We start from the raw sequence: 832 nt of genomic DNA, 5'->3' as shown, positions 1-832 counted from the left end.
AACCTCCATTAAGGCATGATGAACCTTGCCTTGTCCGCAAATTTTATAGATTGTCTCTAAGTAGTTTCTTAAAGAGGCATCGTCCCTGTCCGTCCAGTAATCTCCCTCCGATAATTTACGCCAAGGCAAATCACCCAAAACGGCAGCCCTATGTGAAAAGTCATTCCATGCGATTTTCCCAGCAAGCCGGGGGTCATTCTGCAGAATCAAGATAATGTTTTTGGCCGTCGAAAGAACATCACCATTTTTCTTTACGTCCAGATGCTCCAACCAATCCATATCCGAATCTTCAACAACCCCAAACTCTTCACTTGCCTGGGCCAGCTTTTCTTGTCCGATTGTACGTTTTACATTTTTATCATTTAAAGCAAAATCGGACATGGCCGTAAATGATGGCAGGCGGACAACCGGCGTATTTGGGTCAGCTTCTTCATCGCGCATGCCAAACTTATGGATTCTGACTAAATCAAAAGCATTGACTAAAAGACCTCCGACCGGGTCAGTTCCATGATGGGAATATGCAAATTTTTCGTCATCGTAGAGAATTAAACCGCCATTAGTGGACCCTTCCTTATAAGTGAAGCGCCCAGGCCCGGCTTCTTCATAAACGTCAGATAAAAACATTTCAATTGCTTCCGGAATCGAATATGTTCGGCAGAAGGCCCCAACCATCCCGTTTTTCTCATGGGGGTCACCTTGCTTATCCGCAAGCTTTTGCCGGCTCTTTTGAATCCTAGATGATTCCGGCCAATATGACGGGTCGGTCCAGTCTTCATAGCTGGCTAGAACTTCATCGGGGTCAAGCCAGGCTTCATCTTGTAATTTAAAAACG

The 832-nt window shown here is 45.3% G+C and carries 1 pseudogene; it reads right to left on the bottom strand.

Annotated elements, in window-relative coordinates:
* Window positions 1-832 (bottom strand): annotated as a pseudogene (locus tag ACWHAR_RS25325) (hypothetical protein); the annotation flags it as partial.

This window comes from Bacillus sp. LR--39 (assembly GCF_053613335.1).
Note: the sequence above shows the minus strand (reverse complement) of the source record. Positions and strands in the feature narration are given on the sequence as shown.